This is a genomic window from Paraburkholderia oxyphila NBRC 105797 (assembly GCF_000685075.1).
Classification (GTDB): Bacteria; Pseudomonadota; Gammaproteobacteria; order Burkholderiales; family Burkholderiaceae; genus Paraburkholderia; species Paraburkholderia oxyphila.
The window spans coordinates 1-1,007 of sequence record NZ_BAYD01000290.1 but is presented as its reverse complement, the minus strand read 5'-3'; the positions used below and the strand labels follow the sequence as shown (position 1 = coordinate 1,007).

Here is a 1,007-nt window from a genome sequence, read left to right as displayed (position 1 = left end):
AACTGGATCGTATCGGACTCGCCTCTTCTGTCCGGCGTGAACTGTTTGACGACCATCCCGAAGGCTGGGCATCGTACGCTGCCTGGATACGGCAGAAGGTAGACTGGTTTGCGGTCGACCTTCCCGACACGGCCGCCAGTACTGCGACCTCAGTGAACATCCTTCACTCGCAGGAGAGCCCGACTCGCGTATCGCCAGCAAAGACAGGCTGGCCGTGGAGCTCAATCAAGTCGGCCACGTAGCGGTCATTGCTAGCCGCCGCGTTCCTGCTGGCGGTGATGACCGGCACTGTCCCGGGCAACGCCTGGTCCCAGCGGACCGTCACCAGTCGCCGCTCGCGCGGCCTCGCCTGTCACGGTGCCGGCGCGCGCTGCTTGCCGTCGACCAGCAGCGTCTTCGTGTTGCCCATCACGATGTACTGCACCCGCTGGGTAGCCGACACGGCGCCGTACGACGTGCCGTTGACGAACACGGTGCCGTCTCTCAGCACGACCGTATCGCCCGCGACCTGTGCCTGGCCATTCGTCCCCATCAGGGTCGCCTCGCTCCTGCCGGACGTCGACGAACTGCTCACCGACGTGCCCGACGCTGCCGACGCCGTGCTGCACGACGTTTCACAGCCGCTCATGCTGATGGCGGCGAGAAGCGCGACTGCAAACGGTAGGGATTTCATATGCACCGCCTCCATGTCAACAAGGCCAACGTCCGACTAACGCCATGCTCGCGAAGTATATGCTGCGCGCGGTGCCGACGCGTCTTCATCCATAACGACGCTTCACGCGGTGTTTTCAACGCCCTCAGGCGCAGACGGCGAAAGAATAACGCGGGTCACGCCCTGACCGTCAACGCTTCGAGCCCTGAGGCGCGGAAGGTGCTCTAGCGTGCCCTCGCCGGGCACGGAGCGGACTCCGCAGGGAGCGTTGATTCAGCCCGCATCCGGCGTCGATGGCGATCAAGTAATCCTCTCCGCTGAGACGGAGCATAACTGGAGAAAATCATCGCTTTTC

1 protein-coding gene and 1 pseudogene are annotated in these 1,007 nt (G+C 63.6%); one reads left to right on the top strand and one right to left on the bottom strand.

Annotated elements, in window-relative coordinates; translation table 11 throughout:
* Positions 1-242 (top strand): annotated as a pseudogene (locus tag BO1_RS60880) (hypothetical protein); the annotation flags it as partial.
* A 110-nt stretch (positions 243-352) separates the two neighbouring features.
* Here BO1_RS60880 and BO1_RS48990 read toward each other — a convergent pair.
* Positions 353-673, bottom strand: a complete 321-nt coding sequence (locus BO1_RS48990; RefSeq protein WP_245644162.1) for a hypothetical protein — start codon at positions 671-673, stop codon at positions 353-355.
* Between the last annotated feature and the right edge of the window lie 334 nt (positions 674-1,007).